The 16,789-nt window shown below is 68.1% G+C and carries 15 protein-coding genes and 1 pseudogene; 8 read left to right on the top strand and 8 right to left on the bottom strand.

Annotation, left to right across the window (positions count from 1 at the left end; translation table 11 throughout):
- Positions 1-55: 55 nt before the first annotated feature.
- Positions 56-1,477, bottom strand: a complete 1,422-nt coding sequence (pdxR, locus tag ASE48_RS12795; RefSeq protein ID WP_057167468.1) for a MocR-like pyridoxine biosynthesis transcription factor PdxR — start codon at positions 1,475-1,477, stop codon at positions 56-58.
- Between the two features lie 74 nt (positions 1,478-1,551).
- On the opposite strand from pdxR, the gene ASE48_RS32665 reads away from it, so the two are divergent.
- Positions 1,552-1,761: a hypothetical protein gene (locus ASE48_RS32665; RefSeq protein WP_156409170.1), complete on the top strand. Its 210-nt coding sequence runs from the start codon at positions 1,552-1,554 to the stop codon at positions 1,759-1,761.
- Between the two features lie 23 nt (positions 1,762-1,784).
- On the top strand, positions 1,785-2,393 hold the full coding sequence (locus tag ASE48_RS12790; RefSeq protein ID WP_057167467.1) for an NAD-dependent epimerase/dehydratase family protein: 609 nt from the start codon (positions 1,785-1,787) through the stop codon (positions 2,391-2,393).
- 34 nt (positions 2,394-2,427) lie between these two features.
- Here the strand turns inward: ASE48_RS12790 and ASE48_RS12785 are convergent, their stop codons facing one another.
- Positions 2,428-4,047: a peptide chain release factor 3 gene (locus tag ASE48_RS12785; RefSeq protein ID WP_057167466.1), complete on the bottom strand. Its 1,620-nt coding sequence runs from the start codon at positions 4,045-4,047 to the stop codon at positions 2,428-2,430.
- Positions 4,048-4,177: 130 nt separating this feature from the next.
- Between ASE48_RS12785 and ASE48_RS12780 the strand changes: the two genes are divergently transcribed.
- Together ASE48_RS12780 and ASE48_RS12775 are read left to right on the top strand one after the other, a co-directional pair.
- Positions 4,178-5,641: a purine-cytosine permease family protein gene (locus ASE48_RS12780; RefSeq protein WP_057167465.1), complete on the top strand. Its 1,464-nt coding sequence runs from the start codon at positions 4,178-4,180 to the stop codon at positions 5,639-5,641.
- Positions 5,641-6,951 carry an NtaA/DmoA family FMN-dependent monooxygenase gene (locus tag ASE48_RS12775; protein WP_057167464.1) on the top strand — a complete coding sequence of 437 codons (1,311 nt, stop codon included), beginning with the start codon at positions 5,641-5,643 and terminating at the stop codon, positions 6,949-6,951. The genes ASE48_RS12780 and ASE48_RS12775 overlap by 1 nt, the downstream gene beginning before the upstream one ends.
- Here the strand turns inward: ASE48_RS12775 and ASE48_RS12770 are convergent.
- Positions 6,948-7,772 carry an oxidoreductase gene (locus ASE48_RS12770; RefSeq protein ID WP_057167463.1) on the bottom strand — a complete coding sequence of 275 codons (825 nt, stop codon included), beginning with the start codon at positions 7,770-7,772 and terminating at the stop codon, positions 6,948-6,950. The genes ASE48_RS12775 and ASE48_RS12770 overlap by 4 nt on opposite strands.
- 95 nt (positions 7,773-7,867) lie before the next feature.
- On the opposite strand from ASE48_RS12770, the gene ASE48_RS12765 reads away from it, so the two are divergent.
- Complete coding sequence (locus ASE48_RS12765) at positions 7,868-8,395, top strand: TIGR00730 family Rossman fold protein (protein ID WP_057167462.1); 528 nt, start codon at positions 7,868-7,870, stop codon at positions 8,393-8,395.
- A 48-nt stretch (positions 8,396-8,443) separates the two neighbouring features.
- Complete coding sequence (locus ASE48_RS12760) at positions 8,444-9,127, top strand: YceI family protein (protein ID WP_057167461.1); 684 nt, start codon at positions 8,444-8,446, stop codon at positions 9,125-9,127.
- A gap of 1 nt (position 9,128) precedes the next feature.
- Here ASE48_RS12760 and ASE48_RS12755 read toward each other — a convergent pair whose 3' ends face one another.
- The gene (locus ASE48_RS12755; protein ID WP_057167743.1) at positions 9,129-10,907 is read right to left on the bottom strand and encodes a sulfatase-like hydrolase/transferase; all 1,779 of its coding nucleotides are present in this window, start codon (positions 10,905-10,907) and stop codon (positions 9,129-9,131) included.
- A 61-nt stretch (positions 10,908-10,968) separates the two neighbouring features.
- On the opposite strand from ASE48_RS12755, the gene ASE48_RS12750 reads away from it, so the two are divergent.
- Together ASE48_RS12750 and ASE48_RS12745 are read left to right on the top strand one after the other, a co-directional pair.
- Positions 10,969-11,289 carry a hypothetical protein gene (locus tag ASE48_RS12750; RefSeq protein WP_235571119.1) on the top strand — a complete coding sequence of 107 codons (321 nt, stop codon included), beginning with the start codon at positions 10,969-10,971 and terminating at the stop codon, positions 11,287-11,289.
- A 67-nt stretch (positions 11,290-11,356) separates the two neighbouring features.
- Complete coding sequence (locus ASE48_RS12745) at positions 11,357-12,367, top strand: LmeA family phospholipid-binding protein (RefSeq protein ID WP_057167459.1); 1,011 nt, start codon at positions 11,357-11,359, stop codon at positions 12,365-12,367.
- On the opposite strand, the gene ASE48_RS12740 is transcribed toward ASE48_RS12745, so the two are convergent.
- From ASE48_RS12740 to ASE48_RS12725, 4 genes and pseudogenes are all read right to left on the bottom strand, one after another.
- Positions 12,364-13,530: a cytochrome P450 gene (locus tag ASE48_RS12740; RefSeq protein ID WP_057167458.1), complete on the bottom strand. Its 1,167-nt coding sequence runs from the start codon at positions 13,528-13,530 to the stop codon at positions 12,364-12,366. The two genes, ASE48_RS12745 and ASE48_RS12740, sit on opposite strands and share 4 nt — an antisense overlap.
- A gap of 59 nt (positions 13,531-13,589) precedes the next feature.
- Positions 13,590-14,696, bottom strand: a pseudogene (gene mhpA / locus ASE48_RS12735) (bifunctional 3-(3-hydroxy-phenyl)propionate/3-hydroxycinnamic acid hydroxylase MhpA); the annotation flags it as partial.
- The gene (locus ASE48_RS12730; protein ID WP_057167456.1) at positions 14,696-15,628 is read right to left on the bottom strand and encodes a fumarylacetoacetate hydrolase family protein; all 933 of its coding nucleotides are present in this window, start codon (positions 15,626-15,628) and stop codon (positions 14,696-14,698) included. The gene ASE48_RS12730 and the pseudogene mhpA, both read right to left, overlap by 1 nt.
- Positions 15,625-16,749 (bottom strand): VOC family protein, encoded by a 1,125-nt coding sequence (locus tag ASE48_RS12725; RefSeq protein ID WP_057167455.1) that lies wholly within the window; start codon positions 16,747-16,749, stop codon positions 15,625-15,627. The genes ASE48_RS12730 and ASE48_RS12725 overlap by 4 nt, the downstream gene beginning before the upstream one ends.
- Between the last annotated feature and the right edge of the window lie 40 nt (positions 16,750-16,789).

The following is a 16,789-nucleotide window of genomic DNA, read 5'->3' as shown; positions in this document are numbered from 1 at the left end:
TGTTCACCAGAGCGCCCGCCGTGCCCCACTTATTCCTGAGTATTGAGTACTGAACTCAGCCTACCGTTGTGGCAAGTGTCCGGCAGAGCGCCTCCAGTGCACCGGCCCACGCACTGTCGGACGGAGCGGCAAACCCCACCACCAGCGCGTCCCGGTCGTGGTCGCGCTGCTCGGGGTGCCGGAACTCCGCGATCCCGCCGACCGCCAACCCCAGCCGGGCCGCTTCCGCGACCACGGCCTGTTCGGTTCCGCGGGGGAGTGTCAGGACAGCTTGCAGACCCGCGGCGATACCGGTCACCTGGATACCGGGAGCCCGCTCGGCCAGCGCGGCGACCAGTTGGTCGCGGCGGCGCCGGTAGCGCAATCGCATCGACCGCAGGTGCCGGTCGTAGCTGCCCGAGTCGATGAACTCGGCCAGCGTCAGCTGGTCCAGTGCGCTCGACCAGTCGACCCGGCCCTTGCCCGCCACCACGTCGGCCACCAACGCTTGCGGCAACGCCATCCAGCCCAGTCGCAACCCCGGCATCAGCGACTTGCTCGCCGACCCGAAGTAGACCACCCGATCCGGATCGAGACCCTGCAGCGCGCCGACGGGTTGGCGGTCGTAGCGGAACTCGCCGTCGTAGTCGTCCTCCAGGATGAGCCCACCGGTCGTGCGCGCCCAGTCCACGACTGCCGCCCGGCGGTCCGGATGCAGCTCTACCCCGGTCGGATACTGATGTGCCGGCGTCAGCAGGACCGCCCCGGAGCGACCCAATTCGTCTGTGCACGCGCCGAATTCATCCAGCGGAATCGGCGGGATACGCAGCCCGGCGCCGGACAGCAGTTCGCGGTGGACCGAGAACCCGTACGACTCGACGCCCACCGCCTGCACCCGTCGCGCCCGCAATACGTGCGCGATCAGGGTCAGTCCGTGGTGAAAACCGGCGCAGATGACGATGCGGTCCGGTGCGACGTACACGCCGCGGGCCCGTGCCAGATAATCGGCCAGCACGGTGCGTAACTCGATGCGGCCCTGCGGATCCCCGTAGCCGAAGGCGTCATGAGGGGCGGCAGCCAGTGCGCGCCGTGACGCCGCGAGCCACTGGGCGCGGGGGAACTCCGCAAGGTTCGGTGAGCCGGGGATCAACCCGTGGGTGGGTGCAGCCGGGAGGACCCCGGTGCGCGATGCCGGTGCGGCGCGCGGTTGGGCGCGGCGGGCCACCCGGGTACCCGATCCGCGCTGGGCGGTCAGCCAACCCTCGGCGATCAGTTCGGCGTACGAATCGGCCACGGTGTTACGGGCGACTCCGAGGTCGGCGGCCAGCGAACGCGACGACGGCAGCCGGGTGCCCGGGGCCAGTCGTCCCGAGCGAACGGCCTCCCGCAACGCCTCCATCAGGCCGGCGCGTAGTCGCGGCCCGGACAGGTCCAGATGCAGGTCAATACCGATGGCCGTGGCGGTGACCGCGACCGAAGTGGCCCATCCGTCTGCCATGAAAGTTGACCATATACCTATGCCACTTACGGCGTAGCGTCACAGCTGTAATCAGTTCAGTGGAGGAGTCCATCATGCGAGTTCTCGCACTCGTCGCAGCCGTGCCGGTGGCGCTGATCGCCGCATCGCCGGCCGCGGCCGCACCCCGCTCGTCCCCGCATACCTGCGTCGCGACCGTCACTGCCAGCTCCTGCCAATCCCCGGGCAGCAACGCGGCCGTCGAGCTCATTCCCGCGGGCGGTCACCCGTGCGCAATCCGAACGCTCCCGGCCGGCTGCCGGTGAGCACCCATTTGAGGAGAAATCTGATGACCACCACACCAAACCCCCGGCGCATCTTCTTCGCTGGCGCCTCCGGCGTGATCGGCAGCCGGCTGCTGCCGCTGCTGATCGACGCGGGTCACACCGTCGGGGCCCTGACTCGTTCGGTGGGTAAGTCCGACCGGCTGGCCGCCCTGGGGGCGAAGCCGATCGTCTGCGACGTCTTCGACCGCCCTGCCCTCACCGCGGCCGTTCGCGGGTTCGAGCCCGAGGTGCTGCTGCACGAACTCACCGACCTGCCCGACGAGCTGGCCGACCTGCCGGCGGACTCAGTGCTCAATGCCCGGATCCGCCGCGACGGTACCCGCAACCTGCTCGACGCGGTCGAGAACCTGGAGCAGACGAAGGTCGTCGCGCAGAGCGTTGCGTGGACGATGCGCCCCGGCGCGGAAGCCGACGCGGTCGCCGCACTCGAATCCGCCGTGCTGGCCGCCCACGGGGTGGTGCTTCGCTACGGCTTCCTCTACGGGCCCGGCACCTACTTCGAGGACGAGCTTCCCCCCGATCCGCGTGTGCAGATCGATACCGCCGCCGCGCGTACCCTGGCAGCGCTGGATGTACCGTCGGGCATCCTCACGGTGGTCGATCCTGATTGAAAAGGACTGCGCCCGAAGAACATCTGTGTGCGGATCAGCCCTCGGCCGCGGCGACCAGCGACCGGAGCTGAATCTCCGGGTTGTCCCGCTGGAAGCCCTGCAGCCGCCACGGCGTGGAGAACAGCACCAGCATCACCCCGTCGCTGCGGGTCAGCACCTCCGCGGACACCTGCTTGTTCATGAAGTCGGCGTCCTTGGGATCGACGATGCGGGCCACCTGATAGGGCAGCGACTCCAGCGCGATCGGGGAGCCGATCTCGGCGGCCATCCGGTGCTGGGCCACCTCGAACTGCATGGGCCCGACGGCCGCGAACACCGGGGCCTGCTCGCCGCGGCGGTCCGAGCGCAGCACCTGCACCACGCCCTCCTGGTCCAGCTGCTCGATGCCCTTGCGGAACTGCTTGTGCTTGCTGGGATCGGTACCACGCGCCACCGAAAAGTACTCGGGGGAGAAGCTGGGGATCGGCGGATACTGCACGGGCACATCGCGATACAGCGTGTCCCCGGGACGCAGCACGGCGGCGTTGGCCAGCCCGATCACGTCGCCGGGCCAGGCGTCGTCCAGCGTGGAGCGCTGCTGGCCGAACACCGACTGGGCGTACTTGGTGACGAACGGCTTGCCGGTGCCGGCGTGGGTGAGCACGTCGCCGCGCTCGAACGTTCCCGAGCACACCCGGGCGTAGGCGATGCGGTCGCGGTGCGAGGAATCCATGCCGGCCTGCACCTTGAACACGAACGCGCTGAACGGCGACTCGACCGGCCGCGGGTTCCCGTCCACGTCGACGATGGGTCCCGGTGAGGGCGCCAGCTCCACCAGCACATCGAGCAGCTGGTTGACGCCGAAGTTGAGCGCCGCCGAGGTGAACAGCACCGGGGAGGACTCACCGGTGCGGAAGGTGTCCGGATCGAAGTCGGACCCATCCATCGACAGCAGCTCGGATTCCTCGACCGCGGTCTCCCAGTCGGTGCCGGCGGCCGCCAAAGCCTCGTCGGCGGGGATGTGCTCCTCGGGGGCGGCGGTGGCGCCACCGGCGGTGCGGGTGAACCGGATGTAGTGGCCCTTGCGGCGGTCCATCACGCCCTTGAAGTCCCCGGCGATGCCGACCGGCCAGGTCAGGGGAGTGGTGCGCAGCCCGATGCGTTCGTGGATCTCGTCCATCAGCTCCAGGGCGTAGCGGCCCGGGCGGTCCCATTTGTTGATCACCGTGATGATCGGGATGCCGCGGTGCTTACACACCTGGAAGAGCTTCAGGGTCTGCGGCTCAAGGCCTTTCGCGGCGTCGATGAGCATGACCGCGGCGTCGACGGCGGTGAGCACCCGGTAGGTGTCCTCGGAGAAGTCGGCGTGGCCGGGGGTATCGAGCAGGTTGATGACGCAGTCGCGGTAGGGGAATTGCAGCGCGGTCGAGGTGATCGAGATACCGCGGGCCTTCTCCATCTCCATCCAGTCCGACACCGTGGAGCGCCGGCCCGCTTTGCCGTGGATGGCGCCGGCCTCGGTGATGACCCGCGCGTGCAGGGCCAGCGCTTCGGTCAGCGTCGACTTACCGGCGTCGGGGTGGCTGATCACGGCGAAGGTGCGGCGCCGGGCCGCCTCGGCGGTGACGCGGGCGGCGGACTTGGTGTCGGCGGTGGTCAGGGCATTCTCGGTCATCTCGCCCTCGATGATATTTGCCCTGGTGGCTAAACCGATAATCGCCGGACACAGGTAGTGAGCCTGACTAAAAATCGTCCCGACGAGATGACTGTTCCATTGTGCATCGCATGGGCGAGGATCACCGCTCGTGTCTACTGAGATCGAAACGGGTTCAGAGTATTTCGAGGCCGAGCCCACCGAGCGGCGTACCGCCACCATCGAGAGTCGATCGATCGACTGGATCACCCCGGCCGAACGGCACGGCACGCCGTGGCGGCAGAGCCCGCTGTTCTTCATCGCCAACTGGAGCTTCTTCACCATCGCGCTGGGCTTCACCGGCCCTGCTCTCGGCCTCTCCGTGGGCTGGGCCATCCTCGCCTCGGCATTGGGCCTGATCATCGGTACTTTTTTCATGGCCTTCCACGCCACCCAGGGCCCGCGCCTGGGCCTGCCGCAGATCATCCAATCCCGCGCACAATTCGGCTTCTACGGGGTCGTCGTCGTGGTCGCGATGTCGCTGACCTGCTATTTGGCGTTCGGCGTTGTGTACACCATCCTCACCTCGCAAGGACTGGCGCAGGTCTTCGGCTGGTCGCCGGTCGCCGTCGGTCTGGTGGTCAACGTCGTCGGCGGACTGTTCGCCATAGCCGGACACGATTACCTGCATCGCATCTCCCAGCTGGTGTTCTATGTGACCGTGCCGCTGGTCATCGTGTTCTCACTGGCCGTCATCTTCGGCCACGCAGGTGGCACCGCCCCGGCCGCCGGCACGCACGGTTTCGCCGCCTCGGGCTTCTTCACCGTGTTTGCCATATCGGCCGCCTACAACATCGCGCTGGCCCCGATCGTCTCGGATTACACCCGCTACCTGCCCGAGAAAACCTCGTCGCGCTCGCTCATCGCCAGTGTCTATGTGGGCGCGGGCATCTCCGCGCTGTGGCTGATCGCTCTGGGCGCCTGGCTGTCCGCGCACTACGAGGCTCAGGACACCCTGGTGGCCCTGCACGACGCCGGCGACCACGTCTTCGGTGGCTTCGGTGCCGTCCTGGCCCTGGCATCGGCGGCCACCCTGGTGGTGTGCACGGCCACCGCCGCGTACAGCGTCACCCTGCAGTTCCTGACCGGGGTTGACCTGGTCAAACGCATCAAGCCGACCCGTGCTCTACGCGTCGCGGTGACCACCGCCACCATCGTGATCTACCTCGTCGTGGCCTTGCCGTTCGGCGACCACGTGATCAACGCCGCCAGCAACGCCTTGTCGCTGATGCTCTTCCTGCTGGTGCCGTGGACTGCGGTGAACCTGACCGACTATTTCTTCGTCCGCCGCGGCGAGTACGCAATCACCGATCTGTTCACCCCGGACGGCGTGTACGGCGGGTGGTCCTGGCGGGGCATCGTCGCCTACTTCCTGGGGTTCGCCGCGATGATCCCGTTCGCCGTGCTGCCGTTCTTCACCGGCACGTTCGGTGCGCTACTCGGCGGCATCGACGTCTCCTGGCTCGCCGGGCTTGCCGTCTCAGCGGTGGCCTACTACGTCTTCAGCCGCAGTCTCGACCTCAGCCATGAACGAGCGGCCATTGCCCGCAGCGACGACCGATTGGACCATCACTGATGGCGCGCGACAAAAGGTTCCATCTCGGGTGGTTCGCCAACTTCTGTGTCGACGGCTGGAACGAACAGTGGGGATCCACCGGCGGACAGGATTGGTCGGGTGACTTCTACGTCGAACTGGTCCAGCATCTGGAGCGGGCGAAGTTCGACTACCTCCTGTTGGAGGACAAGCTCATGGTGTCCGACGCCTACGGGGGCAGCTACGAGCGTGAACTCAAGCACGCGCTGCACTCACCCAAACACGATCCCGCGCCGCTGATCCCGTTGCTGGGCAACGTCACCCAGCACCTCGGGCTGGTGGTGACGCTGTCCTCGACGTTCTACCCGCCATTCCTGCTGGCCCGGCTGACCAACACGCTGGACCATCTCACCGGTGGTCGGGTCGGTTGGAACATGGTCACGTCCGCGGAGGACCGCTCGGCGCAGAACTTCGGCCTGGACCACCTGCCACGTCACGATGAGCGCTACGCCCGCGCCCACGAGTATGTGGACTTGGTGAGGGCGCTGTGGAATTCATGGGAGCCCGACGCCGTCGTCCGCGATCGGGAGACGAACACCTTCGTCGACCACACCAAAGTGCACACCGTGGACTTCGAGGGCCAGTACTACAAGAGCCGCGGCCCGCTGAACACCGTGCCGTCCCCGCAGTACCACCCGGTGCTGGCCCAGGCCGGCGGGTCACCGCAGGGAAAGGACTTCGCCGCGAAGTACGCGGACACGGTGGTGGGCACGGCCGCCGATCCCGAGGGCATGATCGCCTACCGTGATGACATCCGGCGCCGGGCAGTCGAATACGGCCGCAATCCCGATGACATCAAGGTGCTGTTCCTGATCACCCCGCACCTCGGCGACACCGACGAGGAGGCGTTGGCCAAGCTGCAGCGGCTGGTGAACAACGAGTACTACCTGGAGAAGACACTCGCGCATCTGGCCGCCATCGTCGAGATCGATTTCACCAAGTTCGACCTCGACAAGCCGCTGCCAGACGACCTACAGACCAACGGCGAAAAAGGTTCCCTGGAAGCCTTTTTGCAGCGTGGTAGCGGAAAGACGCTGCGGGAGCTGACCGCCGCCTATTTGTCCACCGAGGACGCACTGGTGGGCACACCTGCGACCGTGGCCGACCGGCTGGAGGCCCTGATGGACCAGGTCGGCGGAGACGGTTTCCTGATCACCGCTCCCGGCATGCGGCTCACCCGCAAATACGTCATCGAGGTGATCGACGGCCTGGTGCCCGAACTTCAGCGCCGCGGGCTGACCCGGACGCACTACGAGCACACGTTGTTCAAGGACAACCTGCGGTCCTTCTAGAAGTCCGTGCCGGCGCTGACGCCCTCCCATTTTGCGATCTCGGCGGACCGGGCGTCGGCGACCTGGCGGTACAGCGTCAGCGCATCATTGCCGAGCAGCAGGAAGTCGGGCGGTTCGGGGGACTCGACGGCGCCGATGATCGCGGTGGCGGCCTTGGCCGGATCGCCGGTCTGGGTGCCGTGCACGGTGTCGTTCTCGATGCGCCGCTTGCCCGCGGTGTCGGCGTAGTCGGCAATCGGCGTGGCCGACTGGGTGAGCGAGCGGCCGGCGAAGTCGGTGCGAAACTGGCCGGGCTCCACGATCGTGACCGAGATGCCCAGGGGCGCAAGCTCACTCCGCAGCGATCCGCTCAGGCCCTCGATGGCGGCCTTGGCTGCTGCGTAGTAGCCGGACCCGGCCGGGGTGATCTGTGCGCCGATCGAGGAGATGTTCACGATGGCTCCGGACTTCCGCTTGCGCAGACCGGGTAGCACCGCCTTGATGGTGTTCACCGTGCCGAAGAAATGCGTGTCGAACAGGGTGCGCACGTCGGCGTCGTCGCCCTCCTCCACGGCTGACCGATATCCGTAGCCGGCGTTGTTCACCAGCACGTCGACGCCGCCGAAGCGCTCCTCGGCCTGGCGTACCGCCTCGGTGATCTGGTCCGGCACCGTGACGTCCAGCGTCACGGCCAGCACCCGTTCCGGTGCCGAGTCGGCGAGGTCCGCGACGCTGCTGACGTCGCGGGCGGTGACCACCGCGTTGTGGCCGGCGGCGATGACTGCCTCGGCGAGGGCACGTCCGATTCCGGTGGAGCTTCCGGTGATGAGCCAGGTCGACATGAGCGCCAGTATGCCGGTGCACCCTGAACGTCCTGAAGGTCTGGCTTCGCCACGATTCTTGGCCGTTCCGAACGCAAGCTGATTACATCGCAGGAATGCACATCTGCGTCTTCCTGTCCGCCGCCGACCTCGACGCGCGATACACCACCCCGGCCCGCGAGTTCGCCCGGGCGCTCGGGGAGGCCGGGCACACCCTGGTGTGGGGCGGGTCGAACAGTGGGCTGATGAAGGTCATCGCCGACGGCGTGCACGAGGCCGGTGGCCGCCTGGTCGGGATCTCCGTGGAGTTTTTGCGGGCCAAGGCCCGCCCGGACGCCGATGAGATGGTGTTCGCCGCCGACCTCGCCGACCGCAAGGCCCAGCTGCTGGCCCGCGCCGATGCGCTGGTGATCCTCGCCGGGGGACTCGGCACCCTGGATGAGGCCACCGAGATCCTGGAACTGCGTAAACACGGCCACCACACCAAGCCGGTGGTGCTGCTCAACACCGCCGGGTTCTACGACGGGCTGGTGATGCAGCTGCGCCGGATGGAGAGCGACGGCTTCCTGCCGATCCCGCTGGACGAGCTGATCTACGTCACCGATGACGGCGCCGACGTGCTCGCCCACCTCCAGCGAAGTTGATTCGTACAAGATCACCCCAAAGGCCTGGGCATTTGTCACGATGAGCCGATGAGGAAAAAGGGCTGGCTGATCTTTGCGGGTCTGCTTGCCGTGCTCCTCGTCGCCGCCGTGGCGGTGGCCCCGTGGGCGTACAAGACCTACGTCGAACGGCCTCCCGAACCGGCTCTGGTGCTGCCGGCCGACGCCCGTCCCGCGAGCACCGACATCGACGGAGCCTGGACGGTGCAGCCCGGCTCACTGGCCGGGTACCGCGTCCAGCAGCAGCTGCTCTGGTTAATGGTGGACGTCAACGGCCGCACCGATGCCGTCACCGGCGGCGCCGAGATCAAGGGTTCCCACCTGGTGTCCGCCACATTCACCGTCGACGTCGCCGCCATCGACTCCGGGCGGCCCGGTCGCGACGAGCGTTTCCGCGGCACCGACGCGATGGACACGGCAGCGTTCCCGACGGCCACGGTCAGCATGAACATGCCTGTGGACCTGGCCCCGGTGCCCGCGGACGGCAGCCCGGCGCGGCTCGAGGTGTCCGTGCACCTGACGCTCAAGGACGTGACGCGGGTGGAGCGCGCGCAGCTCGACATCCAGCGCAACGGCGACCGGGTCGACGTCGCCGGGGCCATCCCGATCCGGTTCTTCGACTTCAATGTGGACCCGCCGAGGCCACCCGCCTCGCTGCTGGCGGTGCAGCCGGTCGCGACCATCGAATTCCTGGTGCAGCTGGCCAAGGGCTGACTCAGCGTCGGAGCCGGGCCAGCACCCGGCCGAGCAGCCCACCGGACTCTGCCGGCGGCTGCCGGCGCACATAGGGCCACGGCTCGTTGCGCTCCGGCACTGCTGCGGCCCGCACCTGCTTGAGCTGCATCCGCAGCAGCGCCCGCAGCTCATGCAGCGACGGGTCGTCCCAGCGGTTCACCGCCTCGGCGGGATCGCCGGTCAGGTCGTAGAGCTCCCACTGGTCGTCGAGCACATCGCTGCGATAGCGCTGAGCGCCGCGGCCGGTATAGGCCAGCTGGCGTACCCCCGGCTCGGTCCAGGTACCCGGATCGTCGAAAGTACGCACCACCTTCCACAGCCGGTCATCGGCGCGTGCCACCATGGCTTCGAAGTTGCCGGCCACCTGCACCGGCACCCGGATCCGCAGCGGTGCAGGAGGATTCACATCACGGCCCAGCTGGCGCGCCAGCCCGGACGCCCCGGTATCGCCTTCGAGGACATTGTCGCGGGTCAGCAGGTACACCGCCCGGTCCTCATCGGCCGGGCCACCGTGCACCACGGGCATCAAGTCGTGGCCGGGCAGCGGGTGCACCTCGCTGAACTCGGCGGCCAGCGCTGCGGCGACCGCAGGGACGTCGACCCCGGCGGCGCCGAGCAGCGTCGGCACCAGATCCACATGCGAGGTGGGTGCGGACACCGTGCGCGGTGACGTCGCCGCAGCGCCGATGCGGGCGATGACGAACGGCACCCGGGTGGCCTCGTCGTACAGGTTGAACCACTTCTGGTGCAGCCCGCCGTGCGCACCCAGCAGCTCACCGTGATCGGAGGTGCGCACCAGCACCGCGTCGGTGGAACCGTTGGTGACGGCGCGGCGCACCCGGTCCAGTGGGCCGTCGACCTCGGCGTGCAGCCGGTAGTACAGGTCGCGGTATTGCTGTGCCTTGCGCTTGTAGGTCCGGGCGACTGCCGCCGACGGCCCGTACCCGGAGTAGTAGGCGTCGCGGAACGCCGTCTGCGCGGCGGGCTTGCTGCGCAGATCCTCGGTCGCGGTGGGCGCGGGCGGCACGTGCGGGGGATCGAGGGGTGACGCCGCCAGTGGACTGCGCCGCGACCACGCCGGAAACAGCACGATGTCATGGGGATTGACGAAGCTGGCGACCAGCAGGAAGGGCTTCAGGGCCGCGGCGTCGCCGGCGCGGCGGCGGGCGTAGCGGTCTTCGAGCCAGGCCACAATGCGGTCGGCGAACAGCGGGTCGCGGCGAAAACCGCTGTTGGCCATGGCCGCTCCGTGCGGCTCGGGGCCCACCCAGCCGGAGAACCCGTAGGGCTTCAGCGGGTCGGCGTCGAGGTAGGCCTGCACGGCGGCTGGGTCGACGACACCGGTGTCGTCATTGGTGGCCAGGATCTTCCCGGTCGCCGGATCCTCCAGGTCGGCGTGCGAGATATGCCATTTGCCGTCGTAGTGGGTGTCGTATCCGGCTGCGCGGAACCAGTTTCCGAGGGTGGGCACCTCACCGCGGCGCAGCCAGCGCAACCGCGAATCGTCGTAGCGCTTGCCCAGACCGTCGGTCTGGGTGACCCCGTGCAGATCCGGGTAGTGCCCGGTGAACAGCGTCGGCCGGCTCGGTACGCAGGCCAGCGATCCGGTGTAGTGCCGGGTGAAGCTGACGCCGTGCTCATCGAACCAGCGCCGCCCGCTCAGCGTCCGCTGCCGCCAGTCCAGCACCTCGGGCGACTCGTACGGGGGCACCGCGCGTTCCTCATCGGTCATCAGGATGACGATGTCGGGCTGGGTCATGACGTCATCCAACACCGAATTGTTGGGATCGGTAGCGAATGCGCCTCGCTGTACTTGTGCCATGACGACGCCACAGTGGCGGCGCACCCCGAAAGGAATACCGATGAACGTGATCCCCGCCCAGCTGCAGGACCTGACCAAGCGCGTCGAGAAGACCCCGGCCCTGATCATCGCCCTCTTCAGCGGGCTGACCGCGCTGTGGTCGGTGTACCGGCTGCTGTGGCTGGTCTACGCGGGCTTCGCCCTGTCCAGCTTCGGACTGTCCCCGGTCTCGCTGATCATCTCCTTCGTGGTGTGGGTCGCGGTCGCGGTGGCCGCCGGCCTGGCCGCCTACGCCTTCTGGACCCGCTACAGCGCCGCCGAGGAGCAGCCCGAGCAGTAAGGCCACGTCAGCACCGGCGGCGGGGAACTTCGGTTTCCCGCCGCCGGTCTTTTGGCACACTGGGCAGATGCCGACGCAGCCGCCCGAACCGCCGCGCGACCCGGCGACCCGGCGGATACCGCGAGCACCCAGGCCCGACCGGCGGGCAGGAGCGCAGCGACCGGGGGATCTGTCCAGCCCGACCCAACGCCTGCCCCGGCCCGAGCCGCCCACTCAGCGCCTCCCACGGCCCGAGCCGTCCACCCAGAAAATCCGGGTGCCCGACCCGGTGACCCAGCAGATCCGCAAGCCCCCGCCACCACCGCCGCCGGCCCCGCCGCTGCGGCCACCCGGGATGCAGCCCCCGCCGGCCCCTGCCACGCGCAACAAGCAGAGCATCGCGTTGATCGCCGTCATCGTGGTGGCGGTCCTGGTCGGCGGGCTCGCCGCGGCGGAGCTCTACGCCCGGCACCGCGCCGGCACCGTGCTCTCCGGTATCACCGACTGTCTGGTCGAGGACACCGCCGACGTCTCCTACTCGGTGACGCCGCCGTTCCTGTGGCAGTACCTCACCGACCACTACTCCGACATCTCGGTGATCACCACCGGCGACCGGGTGCAGGAAGCCAAGGGCATGACCGCCGATGTCACGCTCAGCGATATCGATCTGCAGCCCACCGCCGACGCGAAGGGCACCATCGGGTCGGTGACGGCCACGCTGGACTGGACCGCGGACGGTATCAAACAGACCGTCGCGGAGAACCTGCCGGTCGTCGGCGACCTGGTCACCGGGGTGCGCACCGACGCGGCCGCGGGCACCCTGATCCTGGAGGCCACCGGCGGCACCACCATCACCGCGCGACCCGAGGTCAACGCGGGCAACCTGGACCTCAACGTCGTCGACGTCACCGGGCCGTTCGGCAAGGACGCCGTGCAGACCGCACTCAACGAGTTGACCACCACGCTCAATGACAACTACCCGCTCGGCATCAAGGCCGACAGCGTCGCGGTGACGAGTACCGGTGTGACCGGGAAGTTCTCGTCCACGGACGCTGCGATCCCGACCGGTGAGAGCGACTCCTGCTTCGAGGCCCTTTAGGCGATCAGCTTCAGCGGCAGGCTCTGGTGCCTGCGGATGATGTTGTTGACCGCCCACACCGGTTCACCGGTCACCTCGATGCGGTCGACGCGCGCCACCAGGGCCCGCAGGATGGCGACGGTCTCCAGCCGCGCCAGACCCTGCCCGGCGCAGGCGTGCGCGCCGTTGCCGAAACCGATGTGCGCACCGGCATTACGACGGATATCGAAGGTTTCCGGATCGTCCCAGGCATGCTCGTCGCGGTTGGCCGAGGCGTAGAGCACCAACACCTTGGAGCCGGCCGGGATCGCGGTGCCCGCGATCTCGGTGTCGCGACGGACATGCCGGGCGAACGCCCGCAGCGGCGACTCGTAGCGCACCACCTCGTTGACGGCGGCCGGGATGAGGTCCGGATCGTCCTTGAGCAGCTGCCACTGCTCGGGGTGAGTCCCGAACAGGTACAGCGCATTCGAGATCGCGCTGATGGTGGTGTCCAACGACGGGGCGATGTAGTCGACCATCAACGCGGGGCACTCGGCGTGGTCGAGTGCACCCTGATCGGCGGCGGTCAACAATTCGTCGATGATGCTGCCGGCCAGCACATCGCGGCGGCGGACCACGCGCCGCGCGAACCGCAACATCTCCCATGCCCGCGGAACCGCCTTGATCGCCTGCCAATTCAGCGGCCCGAGCACATCGAAGGTGGCCCCACCCCACTCGATCAGATGCTCGCGCTGATCACGGGGCCAGCCCACCAGATCGGGCACGATGGCCAGCGGCAGCGCGGTTGCCAGGTCGACGCCATCGATACTGCCCTGCGCGACGGCGGCCTCGACCACCGCGGCGGCCTGCTCGTCCACGGTGTCGCCGAGACTGCGCAACGCCCGCGGCATCATCCGGTGCGCGACCAGTTTGCGGCGCTCGGCGTGCTCATCACCGTCGCTGGCCAGCGTCGTGCCCTTGGACAGCCTGTTGGCCAACATGTTCAGCGAGACGCCGTCACCCGAGAGGAACTGCTGATCATCGCGCAGGGTGGCCTTGCACTCGGCGTAGCGGGGCAGTGCGAAACACTTATGTCGGTTCAGCCACACCACCGGACCGAGATCGCGCAGCCGCCGGTAGTGCGGGTACGGGTCCAGGATGGCGCCGGTGCGGTAGATGTCGGCGCGGTAGGTGGCGGTCATGGGATCCTTCGGTCGACGGGTTGTGCGACCACGGTCTTGCCGCGCAGCCGACGCGCTGTTACGCGCGGAATGGTCAGCACGGCCGCCAGCGCGTGCCGGGCCCGGTCGCCGGTTCGGCCCCCCGCGGTCATGGCGCGCCCGACGATCAGCGCGAGGCGGATCATGTTCCGGGCGTGCGGTTTGCGTTCCCGCTCATAGCTGTTAAGTACTTCCGCGTCCAGTTCGCCGTTGATCACCCCGGCCAGCTTCCCGGCCAGGTTCATCGCATCGCGCAGGCCCGCGCCCATGCCCTGCCCGATGAACGGCGGGGTCAGGTGCGCGGCGTCGCCGAGCAGGAACACATTGTCGCGGCGCCAGCGGTCGGCGAGTTGGGCGCGGAAGGTGTACTCGGTGACCCGCACCAGCTCGAGCTCGGTGCCCTCGGGTACCCACGGCGCGATGAACGGGTGCAACGCATCCAGGCCGGTGTAGTCGGATGCCGACTCCTCGGCCAGCAGCTGGAATTCCCAGCGGTACCGGGTCTCACCGATCCGCATGTAGGTGGCGGCCCGGTGCGCGCTGCAGACCTGGTGCACGCCGTCCCACTGCTGCAGGTCCGCGCCGGTGGCGATATCGACGACCAGCCACCGCTGGTCAAACTTGAGGTCCTGCATGACGGCGCCGATCCGCGTGCGCACCAAGCTGTTTGCGCCGTCGCAGCCCAACACGTAGTCGCACGTGATCACCTCGCCGTCGGCGAGGGTGAGTCGGGCCGGCGTGCCGGGCGCCAGGTCGATCACCTCGACGCCGCCGCGCATCCGGATCTGCGGGTAATGGGTCAGGTTGTCCCGCAACAGTCTTTCCAGCTCGGGTTGGTCGAACATGTTGGCCTGCGGGAAGCCGTGACGGCCGATGCGGCGCCGGAAGCGTGCCAGCACCCGGTGGTGTTCGTCGACCAGCTGCAGGCCGAGCGCGGGCCGCGAGATCGCGGCGAACCTGTCGGCAATGCCGACGCGCGCCAGGATCTGGTAGACCTCATCGTCGAGGTGCACCGCGCGCGGCTGCGGGTAGACATCGCGCCAGCGGTCGAGGACGAGTGTCTCGATGCCGCACTGCGCGAGCAGGGTGGCGACCGTCATCCCTGTCGGCCCGGCGCCGATGACGGCCACCGGCACGTGCGTCGTCATCAGTATCTGACTCGCATGCGTTGCACGCCGAGGTCGATGGTGCCGTCATCGGTGCCGATCGTGGCCTCGACGATGTCGCCGTCGTTGAGGTAGTCGGTGTTGGAGGCCTGACGTTTGAAGAAGGCCTTCCATTTCACCGCGGGCGGTAGCAGGTTGCCGATGATCTCGATCGGCTTGGCCGGGGCGCGCAGCGCGGTGCCGGCCGGGGTGCCGGTCAGGATGAGATCTCCGGCGGCCAGATCCTGGAACCGGGTCAGCGACTGCAGGGCCTGCAGCGGGCGGTACAGCATGTCACCCTCGACGACGGCATTCTGGCGTTGGGAACCGTTGACGGACAGCGTGAGTCGAAGATCGCCGAAACGTTTGAGGTCGTCGCCGTCGACCAAGACCAGTTCGGGGCCGACCGGGGTGAAGGTGGGGTAGGACTTCGCCTCGTAGAACTGGGTCTGGGGTAGCTGGATGTCGCGTGCGGACACGTCATTGGTGATGACCAGCCCGGCGATGGCGTCGGCGAGGTCGTTCTCGGAGAGGTTGGTGCCGACCGATATGTCGCGGCCGACCACCAGGCCGATCTCGACCTCGTAGTCCAGGAACCGGACATGCCCGGGTTTGACGATATCGTCGAACGGTCCGCTGATCGAGGCCGAGGATTTGCGGAAGAAGGTCAGCGGGACAGTCTTCGGGTCCATCCCGGAATCGCGGACGTGGGATTCGAAGTTGGTCATCTGCGCGATCACCCGGCATGGCGCGGTGACGGGGGAGACCAGATCGAGGGTGTCGATCGGGACGACATCTGCGGTGAGCGCGGCGTCGACAGCGGTACGGTCGGCGAGCAGTTCGGCGGTGGTGGTGGCCGAGGTGGTGATGCGGGCGGCGCCGTTCGCGGTCTTGACCCACCAGGCGTCATCGGTGCGCAACACGGAAACTGTCATGAGGAAGCAACTTTCAGTAGGCCGGCCAGCCGCCGGATATCGAATTCGTTCTCGCCGCGCAGCGCGCTCAGCATGGATGCCGCCTCGTGGCGGACGGACTTCAGATCGGCGCCCAGGAAGTCGCGGGTGACCGGCGGGCCCCATTGCGACAGGCCGGTTGCGGTGAACTCGGCCCACCCGGGTTCCAGGGTGTTGTCGAACATGTCGCCGTCCGCGAAGTGTTCGACGAGGAAGCCGTCGGGATCACGCCAGTAGTCGAAGATCTGGCTGCCCTGGATGTGACGGCCGATGCCCCAGGACCGCGAATAGCCACGCTCGCTGAGGTATTCGCCGCCGGCGGCCAGCGCGTCGAGATCGCTGACCTGAAAGGCCGAGTGCACGTACCGGTTCGCCGGGCCCAGCGCCAGTGCCACGGTGTGGTGATCGGCCGGCATGCTGCCGCGATCGCAGCGGATGAAGCTCATGGTCGGTCCGCGGTCACGCTGGCCGGGGAAGTACAGGAAGTCGCTGACGATCATCCCGAAGGTGTTGAGGTACCAGTTCAACGTCTGCAGGTAGGTGGTGGATTGCAGCACCACATGGCCCAACCGCTGGATGCGGGCCGGCACCCGGGGCGGGCGCTGGGTGGCGTTGGTGCGGACCGTCGAGCGGCCGGTGTTGTGCACCAGCGGCTGCTGCACCGGTGACTCGGGCAGCGTGTGCATTCCGGCGACCACCCGGACCGGGGTGCCGCTGGGATCGGCGAGGTCGACGGCCAGCCCGCCGATCGCCTCGGGCAGGGGCCGCGCGACGGTGCCGGTCTTGTCGGCCACTCGGAGCACGTCGACCTCGTCGGCGGCCTGCAGCGCCAGTCCGACGAACCGGGTCCGGGAGCCGTGACGCAACAGCACACAGGGCGCGCCGGCGTCGGTGCCACGCAGATACAACTCGGTGGGGGTGCGCAGCGCGGTCTGGAACCCGAAGGCCCGGGCGAAGGCCTCGGCCCGGGTCAGGTCGGGTTTTTCGAACTCCAGCCAGGCCAGGTCCTGGACCTTGATGATCGGGTTGCGTGTGCGGCCAGGGTGTTCGCCGTGTCGTGCGCCGTGCTCGCTGTGCAGGTCTTTGTGCACGTCAACAACCATGTGACCGCCTTTCCTGACGAAATCGTCACATGCGACGGGA

Source organism: Mycobacterium sp. Root265, from assembly GCF_001428895.1.
In the GTDB taxonomy this organism is placed as follows: Bacteria; Actinomycetota; Actinomycetes; order Mycobacteriales; family Mycobacteriaceae; genus Mycobacterium.
Note: the sequence above shows the minus strand (reverse complement) of the source record. Positions and strands in the feature narration are given on the sequence as shown.